The following is an 8,270-nucleotide window of genomic DNA, read 5'->3' on the forward strand; positions in this document are numbered from 1 at the left end:
TTTATAGGAATCTATTTATGCGGCAAACTAAAATTGCATTATTCATTACTAGTATTTTACTCGGTAACGTCTCTTCCTTAGCATTTGCTGAAGAAAATACGATGCAAGCTGGTTTGGTTGAAACCGAAGAAGCGCTAGAGGAAGATCAGTCAACATTTCTTGAAACTATCATTGTGTCTGATATACCGTTTACCCAACAAGTCGGTACACAAAAAATTACCGAAGAGCAGATTAAAAATCGGCCACTAAGAGACGGTAATATCACCGAGTTATTGAAAAATAATCCAAATATTCAGTTTTCTAATACAGCCGATAAATCAACGGCAGCCGGTGAAATAGCACCGAATGAAGTTTCTATTAACGGTGAGAAATACTACAACAATAATTATACTATTGATGGACTATCCAATAATGATAATTTAAATCCAGCGGCTAATAATGCATTAACCAGTGGTGGTAATGATGTAGAAGGCTATAGCCCTACAGATTTACCTTCTGGTGGAACACAATCTTTCTGGATTGATACCGGTTTGTTAAAAAATGTGGAAGTTTTTGACAGTAATATTTCCGCTAAATATGGACGTTTTACCGGCGGTGTGATTAATGCGGAATTAATTGACCCGCGTTTAGATAAATCATCGGGTAAAATATTTTATCGTACAACTCGTGACTCTTGGGCGAGTATTCATTTACAAGAAGGCAGGGAAGAATCTTATAATAAAGCAGAAAATTTGGGCGACCAACCACAATTTACAAAACAGCAATACGGTATTCATGTTAGCCAACCTTTAAGTGAAAAAGCCAGCATTTTATTCTCTTATAATCGTTCAGAGTCTAAGATTCCATATCATCATCTATATCTGGATCAATGGGATGCACAGCGTCGCATTAATGAAAGTTATTTATTAAAAGGAATTTATTTACCGGATAACGGTGATTTATGGAAAGCCACCCTCATGTATTCTCCTCATCGCTCAGAATATTTTAAGAAAAATATTAAAAATGGCGGATTTACTAATACCGGTGGTGGTTTTCAAGTTAGTCTGCAATGGGATAAACAGTTTGATTGGAGTAAGATGTTATTGACGGTCGCTTATAAAAAATCAGGTAATAAAGTTAAGCATGAAGAACAAAATTATTATAATTATAATAATTCCAATAAACGTTATGATTGGTGTTCTAATACTACTTGTTCAACATCTCAATTTGGTGGATATGGTCAATTTAGCACAGAAAAAGAAAGTCTAACCTTTAAACAAGATTTCCATTTTAAGGCGTTTAGCACATCAACTATCGATCATAATTTGAAAGCAGGTTGGGAGTATATCAATGCTGGGGCAAAGTATAGACGAGATAGTGACAGCTACCTGAATATTTATAATGCTAACGACTATTTAACATCTTATACATTATATCCGGCTCGCGATGTATCAGCGAATGATAATAATTATGCAGTATATTTTGAAGATAGTATGAAATGGAAAAATTTAAGTGCGACTATCGGGGGACGTTTTGATCGTAGTGAATTCTTAGGTAATAATAATCTAGCTCCGCGTTTTTCAACTTCTTATGATGTATTTGGTAATAATTCAACTCAATTATTTGGAGGGATTAATCGTTATTATTCAGGGAGTGTATTAACCTATAAATTACGCAATCTAATCGGCACAAGGTCAATCTGCACAGATACCAAAGCTACCGGTGCTTATACTTGCACTTCTACTACAGGTACAAGCTATGACGTATCGGATTTGAGAACACCTTATAGTGATGAGCATGTTTTAGGTTTTTCACAGAAATTGTATGATACCAGACTAACATTTAAATGGGTAAACCGTCATAGCAAAGATCAATTTGTTCGTACACCTTTAACAATCAAAAATGCTGAGGGTGTAACCACTTACTATATGACAAATCTAGGTCGTAGCAAAACGGATACGTTCACATTAAATATTACACCGGAAAAAGCTTATCAATTAAAATATGCGACAGTCAATTGGTCATTAGGTGCTCAACTTTCTGATTCAACAAGCAATTATTCTACATATATTTCTAGAGAAACCGGTTATGGTTATGAAAAAGCCATTGTGAATGGCACACTGAAAAATATCTCTCAATTGCCAACAACCGACTATAATACACCTTGGTCCGCCTTCCTTACTTTAGATATGAATTTTCCTCGTTTAAACTTGGATTGGTCACAACGTTTCAGCTATTCTGCTGGTTATCAGGGGTACACTACTTCAGCCGGATCTTGTCCGAATGATTACGGTGCATGTGGTACTTATGAGGGAGATGTATTAGTTTATGATGAATATCAACAGGGGAGTTATTTTATGTGGGATTGGCATTTTGCCTATAAATACCCGACATATAAAGATCAATTTTTAGAATTTACTGTAGATATTAATAATGTGCTGAACCGTCGTATCATAGCGGCCGCATCTTCTGGCTCTAACACTTACAAAATGGGGCGTAATTTCTGGCTGGGTGCAAGTTATAGCTGGTAATGAATTGATCGATATCGATTGTTTCCTCTTGCTATGACAGGCAAGAGGATTTTGTTTTTTAAGGAAATCCGTATGCGGTTTGTGATACTGTTATTATTGGTGTCGCCGTTTAGTTTGGCTGAAGTGAGTAAACCGATTTCGGGGCGGTTGGACAACGGTCTGCGTTATACTTTATTGCCGCTTCATGCCGAGCATGGGCGTATTGAAGTGCGGGTCAAGGTGTATGCCGGAGCGGTCGATGAGCATGATGAGCAGGCCGGTGTTGCCCATATGTTGGAGCATTTGCTGTTCCGACGTACAACGGCATTGCCGAATGTGATGACATTTTTACATGATAATCATTGGATTCGCGGCAGACATTACAATGCGGTAACCACCAACGACAGTACCACTTATCTGTTTACCCCGCCGGAAGGCAATTTGGCGCAGAGCCTGCAGGTCTTGTCACAAATGCTGTTTCATGCCGACTTAACACAGTCAGATTTGGATGACGAGCGCAAAATCATCACTGAAGAATGGCGTTCAGGGCAAGGCGTTGGTGCGAGAATGGCTCGTTTGCGTTCAAATGTCGTTCGTACGGATTCACGTTACACCCGACATCCGGTGATAGGCACGCAGGATAGTATTGCGACCATGCCGGCGACCCAGTTACAGCGCTTTTACCGCACTTGGTATGTGCCGAATAATATGCAGTTGCTGATTGTAGGTGATATTCAACCACCGGACGCAGAAAAGCTGATTCGACAATATTTTGCCGCGGCGGAATTTCAACGATTGCCGCAAAGGGATTATCTGGAGCCGAAACTCAGTAATGTTTTACGTATTGTGCAACTGCAAGACGCCCAAAGTGCGGTCAGCCAGATTGCCTATATCATGCGTTTTGACGAAAGCCGCCTGCGCGAGCAAACCGAGCAGGGGCGCTATTTACGTTTGTTGGATAAACTGGCGTTGGCGACAGTTACGCAACGTCTGCGTAATCAACAGCCGTCCCTGCCTGAGGGTATCAACAGTATGGTGTGGAGAAAATCGGAAATCGGGCAAAAGACGGCGGCATTGGCACTATTTGCCGGGGTTGGCACGGAATCGCATCGTTTGGGACTACAACAAATTTTTACCGAAATCGAGCGCCTGAAACGTTACCCGATTACTCAGTCGGAATTGGATGTGCAAAAAGAGAAATATCAGGCACAGATCGATCATGCCAAACAGCATAAGAATGATAGGGATTTTGCCGGTTGGATGCGTGTAATGGTTGAAACGGTATTGATGGATAAAGCCTATTTGACACAGCCCGAATTGGCGGCATTGAGTGAGCCTTTGTTACAGGGAATCCGTGTCGAAGAGGTGAATCGGCATATACAACATTGGTTTATAGCGGGTGATCGTATCGTGCAATACCAAGCCCCGCGTTTGACGGCGGTTGAATCAATGAGTGAAGCGTTTGTCAATACGCTGCAGCAGCAGGTTGCCGACAGTGATATTCAACCGCCGCAGCAAGAAAAAGTAATCGAACCGATGTCATTTCTTCCATTATCACAAAGCGGAGCAATTGTCGCGCAGCAATATTTTCCGCAACAATCCGTTATGCATTGGACATTATCTAACGGAGATAAGGTAGTTTGGCTGAAAACCTCGTTGGCAGAAGGTAAAACCCTGTTTCGGAGTCGGAGCAGTGCCGGCATCAAGGTGCAGGCTTTGGGGTATTGGCAGAGCCAGCTGGCAACACAGTTGACGATGCAGAATGCTCCTCTTGATTGGGATATTGAGCAATTGACACGCTGGAAAGCACTCAACAAGGTGAATCTTTCCGCCAGTCAGACCGAAACCGCACTTGATTTTTCAGGGCAAGTGAATAACGACAAACTGGATGCACTGTTGCGCTTGTTCTATGCCTATCAGCAGGAAATACCGATAAAGGCAGGGCTCGATGAGGCAAAAGAATTACTCGCGCAATCGTTGGATATACAGAACGGAGAGAGCGATGATGTCCGCCGTCTGGCTGCACTGACAACGTTACGTTTCGGGGTGGAAAAGACGGACATTTTGCCGACAAAAGCATTGTTAGAATCACTTTCGGCTGACGATTTAACACAGCTTTGGCAAAAAATGATGTCGGCACCGACAACTTATTTCTTCGTCAATAATTTGGATTCGGAGCGAATGAAACGGCTGGTGACACATTACTTGGCGGCGATTGTGCGGGATAAACCGTTTCAATCCGCTCAACTATTGCCGCTTGAGGGCAAGCAGCATGCCGATTACGCCATGAATATCGAGCCGAAAGACGAGGTGAAAATCTGGTATTTCACGCCACAGCCATGGCGAGGGAAAGATGCCGTTTTAGTTTCGCTTCTACAAAATATTGCGACGGAAAAGTTAAAACTCTCTTTACGAGATCAGCATTTAGGCATTTACAGTTTGCGCTTTGTAAGCAAACTGAACCCTGAAACTCATCGAATTGAAAGTGAACTGAGTTTTACTGCCAATCCTGAAATGACCGAAAAATTGATTTCGTTAGCCGATCAAGTATTGCGGGATTTACCTGATTTGATTAGCGAAGAAAATATCACATTCGCCAAAGCGCAATTTATCAAAGCGGAAAAAGAGCGGTTAAACAGAGCGGAGACTTGGTTAAACCGGTTGGTTCTCAGTGAGACACAGTTTGGAAATCCACAGTATTTAACCGATATGCAGAATCTGGCAGAAGAAATTGAACGGAGTCATATTAATGCGATGGCGGCAAAAATGTATAATCGACAAAACCGGAAGATCTTTATTACCACGCAAAAATAAGAAGATCCTATAATGAAATGCTTTTTATATTCATTTTTGCCGATTTTATGGCAACTATCTGGTGCTGGGCACAGTGATTACCCATTTAATCGGACGAAAATTACACGGCTTAAATTACCATCAGCGAGTATTTCAAGCGGATTTTCGTCCCGATTTAATCCGCAAGCAAGATAATGTCGAACAACGCGTATTGTATAAAAACCGAGTACGCTATGCGGAAAAATAAATTTCGGGATATGGTGCAAAATTGGCATTTGTTGATGAACCAAGAGCGAAATTTAGGATTTTTTACGGTCGGCTATGGACGTTTTGCCAATTTACTGCCGGTTGTTTTTTCCATTCCGTTATTACTCGCCAAAATTATTACTTTTGGTGGTGTGATGCAGATCCACAGTGCTTTCGGCGCGGTGATTAATGCGTTCAGTCGGTTTATTTTCGCATATTCTATAGTGTTGCCTAAATGGTCGGCGCCAGTTTCGTGCTTGAGCCGGTTGAAACAACAAATTTCTTGCTAAAAGTGCGGTTTGGTTGCTTGTTTTTGGAGTCCGGATCGCAAAAACAGCCCTTTTATCTTTCTCTTTGACCGCACTTTTCTATACTTCCGTTCAATTCAAACAGCAACGGAAGTAACATGTCATTAGCAATCGTTTATAGTCGGGCTTGTGTCGGTGTGCAGGCGCCGTTAGTGACCATTGAGGTGCACATGAGTCGCGGTAAACCGGGCTTAACGTTGGTCGGTTTGCCGGAAACCGCAGTCAAAGAGGCGCGTGATCGGGTGCGCAGCGCCTTGTTAAATGCCAAATTCGAATACCCGATGTTGCGCATGACAATCAACCTTGCGCCGGCCGATCTGCCGAAAGAGGGGGGCCGTTATGATTTAGCGATAGCTTTAGGTATTTTAGCGGCGTCGGGACAGATTTCGGTAGAAAAATTAGGGCGCTATGAATTTTTGGGCGAGCTGGCGCTGACCGGCGAGCTGCGCGGCACACAGGGCGTGATTCCGGCGGTGATTGAAGCTAAAAAAGCGGGGCGTAAGCTGATTATTGCCGCTGAAAATGCCGAGCAAGCCGGCTTATTGAGTGATCATGAAACCTATTTTGCCGATTCATTATTACAAATCGCCGCTTTTCTACAGGATCAGGACGATTTGCCGTTGGCGCAACTGACCGCATTTCCGACCCAGGCAGTGCCGTTCGAGCCACGCTGTTTAACCGATATTATCGGTCAACAACATGCGAAGCGGGCACTGACTATCGCCGCAGCAGGGCAGCACAATTTATTGTTTTTGGGGCCGCCCGGTACCGGTAAAACGATGCTTGCCAGCCGTCTGACCGCACTTTTACCGGAAATGGACGATCAGGAAGCGATTGAAACTGCCGCCGTTGCCAGTCTGGTGCAAACCCGTCTGCATAGCCGCGATTGGCGGCAGCGCCCGTTTCGCACTCCGCATCACAGTGCATCACTGGCGGCATTGGTCGGCGGCGGTTCTAATCCGCGTCCGGGGGAGATTTCTCTGGCGCATAACGGGGTACTGTTTTTGGACGAACTGCCCGAATTCGAACGTAAAGTACTGGATGCATTGCGTGAACCGTTGGAGTCGGGGGAAATTATTATTTCCCGTGCCAATGCTAAAGTGTGGTTTCCGGCAAAATTCCAATTGATTGCGGCGATGAATCCTAGTCCGACTGGGCATTATCAAGGTGTCCACAACCGCACTTCGCTACAACAGGTGATGCGCTATCTTAATCGTCTTTCCGGTCCGTTTTTGGATCGCTTTGATTTGTCGATAGAAGTGCCGTTATTGCCTGCCGGCAGTTTGCAGCAAAATAGCGATCGCGGTGAAACCAGTGCGCAAGTGCGGTCTAAGGTGGCGGCAGTGCAACAGAAACAGCTTGCGCGTAGCGGTAAAATTAACGCCCATCTAAGCGGGAAATTGCTCGAGCAGCATTGCCGCCTGCACAGTGATGATGCGGCATTTCTTGAAAACGCCTTATTGAAATTAGGCTTATCGGTGCGTGCTTATCACCGCATTTTAAAAGTGTCGCGCACGATTGCCGATTTGGACGGCTGTGAAAACATTGAACGCCGGCATTTAACCGAAGCACTCGGCTATCGGGCGATGGACAGGCTGTTGGCACGGTTGGGGAATGACAACTGAGGATTAAAAAACCAGTGTTTATATGTGGATATAAGTAAACATGTTTTAGGCAAAATTGGCTTAAATCTCCTTCATCCTGTTTAAAAAGCAATCGAACAATGAAAAATTGCCGTTTTTTTTCAAAAAATACTTGTCAGGGAAATTTATATCCCTATAATACGCCTCACTTGTTTGCGTCGCCGACTTAGCTCAGTAGGTAGAGCAACTGACTTGTAATCAGTAGGTCACCAGTTCGATTCCGGTAGTCGGCACCATTAAACAAGTTTAGTGTGGAGGGATTCCCGAGCGGCCAAAGGGAGCAGACTGTAAATCTGCCGGCTCAGCCTTCGAAGGTTCGAATCCTTCTCCCTCCACCATTTTCAAATTCAAAAGCCAAATGATTGGGGTAGATGAATAAGAACGCGGGCATCGTATAATGGCTATTACCTCAGCCTTCCAAGCTGATGACGCGGGTTCGATTCCCGCTGCCCGCTCCAAGCGCTGATATAGCTCAGTTGGTAGAGCACACCCTTGGTAAGGGTGAGGTCGGCAGTTCGAATCTGCCTATCAGCACCACTCTTTTCTCGTTACTTCCATCATTTTAGTTGAAATCAATTTCTACATTAGGTTAATGTGGTAACTGAACCATCGATAACCGTGTTTGTTTAGAGGGACTAAAATGTCTAAAGAAAAATTTGAACGTACAAAACCGCACGTTAACGTGGGAACAATCGGCCACGTTGACCATGGTAAAACAACATTAACCGCTGCTATTACTACCGTATTGGCAAAAACTTACGGCGGAGCTGCGCGTGCATTCGACCAAATCG

Annotated in this window: 6 protein-coding genes and 4 tRNA genes; all 10 read left to right on the forward strand. The window is 43.7% G+C overall.

The features are described from left to right. Positions 1–17 precede the first annotated feature (17 nt). A complete protein-coding gene (locus tag OA57_RS05500; RefSeq protein WP_034614625.1) occupies positions 18–2,510 on the forward strand; it encodes a TonB-dependent receptor plug domain-containing protein in 2,493 nt (830 codons plus the stop codon). Positions 2,511–2,582: 72 nt separating this feature from the next. Next, a complete protein-coding gene (locus OA57_RS05505; protein ID WP_034614628.1) occupies positions 2,583–5,303 on the forward strand; it encodes a M16 family metallopeptidase in 2,721 nt (906 codons plus the stop codon). 61 nt (positions 5,304–5,364) lie between these two features. After that, a complete protein-coding gene (locus tag OA57_RS12820; RefSeq protein WP_235424636.1) occupies positions 5,365–5,529 on the forward strand; it encodes an SbmA/BacA-like family transporter in 165 nt (54 codons plus the stop codon). After that, positions 5,516–5,818 carry an SbmA/BacA-like family transporter gene (locus OA57_RS12825; RefSeq protein WP_034614631.1) on the forward strand — a complete coding sequence of 101 codons (303 nt, stop codon included), beginning with the start codon at positions 5,516–5,518 and terminating at the stop codon, positions 5,816–5,818. Before OA57_RS12820 ends, OA57_RS12825 begins: the two co-directional genes overlap by 14 nt. 116 nt (positions 5,819–5,934) lie before the next feature. Then, positions 5,935–7,461, forward strand: a complete 1,527-nt coding sequence (locus OA57_RS05515) for a YifB family Mg chelatase-like AAA ATPase (RefSeq protein ID WP_034614634.1) — start codon at positions 5,935–5,937, stop codon at positions 7,459–7,461. A 178-nt stretch (positions 7,462–7,639) separates the two neighbouring features. After that, positions 7,640–7,715: transfer RNA gene (locus tag OA57_RS05520), tRNA-Thr, on the forward strand. 17 nt (positions 7,716–7,732) lie between these two features. After that, positions 7,733–7,817: transfer RNA gene (locus OA57_RS05525), tRNA-Tyr, on the forward strand. Positions 7,818–7,862: 45 nt separating this feature from the next. Continuing rightward, positions 7,863–7,937, forward strand: a tRNA-Gly gene (locus tag OA57_RS05530). Positions 7,938–7,940: 3 nt separating this feature from the next. Further along, positions 7,941–8,016, forward strand: a tRNA-Thr gene (locus OA57_RS05535). Between the two features lie 103 nt (positions 8,017–8,119). Then, on the forward strand, positions 8,120–8,270 hold a 151-nt coding region (locus OA57_RS12380), incomplete at its 3' end, for a GTP-binding protein (RefSeq protein WP_021500928.1).

It is taken from the genome of Chelonobacter oris (assembly GCF_000772535.1).
GTDB classification, from domain to species: domain Bacteria; phylum Pseudomonadota; class Gammaproteobacteria; order Enterobacterales; family Pasteurellaceae; genus Chelonobacter; species Chelonobacter oris.

Excerpts from the sequence above, each read along its gene's own strand:
- OA57_RS12825 (WP_034614631.1), top strand. The coding sequence starts at position 5,516 with ATGCGGAAAAATAAATTTCGGGATATGGTGCAAAATTGGCATTTGTTG.
- OA57_RS05500 (WP_034614625.1), top strand. The coding sequence starts at position 18 with ATGCGGCAAACTAAAATTGCATTATTCATTACTAGTATTTTACTCGGT.
- OA57_RS05505 (WP_034614628.1), top strand. The coding sequence starts at position 2,583 with ATGCGGTTTGTGATACTGTTATTATTGGTGTCGCCGTTTAGTTTGGCT.
- OA57_RS05515 (WP_034614634.1), top strand. The coding sequence starts at position 5,935 with ATGTCATTAGCAATCGTTTATAGTCGGGCTTGTGTCGGTGTGCAGGCG.